Origin of the sequence: Psychrobacter sp. W2-37-MNA-CIBAN-0211 (genome assembly GCF_040309405.1) — a bacterium.
In the GTDB taxonomy this organism is placed as follows: Bacteria; Pseudomonadota; Gammaproteobacteria; order Pseudomonadales; family Moraxellaceae; genus Psychrobacter; species Psychrobacter glaciei.
Genome location: NZ_JBEOOU010000279.1, coordinates 1 through 265 on the forward strand (window position 1 = coordinate 1; position 265 = coordinate 265).

General features: G+C 47.2%; 1 pseudogene. It reads right to left on the reverse strand.

Annotation, left to right across the window (positions count from 1 at the left end):
• A pseudogene (locus AAEY72_RS15225) lies at positions 1-265 on the reverse strand (carbon starvation CstA 5TM domain-containing protein); the annotation flags it as partial.

Genomic DNA, 265 nt, shown 5'->3' on the forward strand with positions numbered 1-265 from the left:
TCGGAATGGCAACCAGTAAACGGTTTCTGACACTTTGCGGAATTTTAAACGCATCGATAATAGTTAAACGTAATGCTCTAAACGCAGTGTCACCTGAGGTAATAGGGAAAACCGCAACCGCGATAATCGCCATAACACCACCCGCTACACCTAGGTAAGTGGTCGCCACTTGGTTAACAACCATACCAGGACCGCCTATATCGAGAACACTCTTAAGTTCGATATAACCACCAGGGAAAGCCGCAATACCTGCAGTAGCCCACAC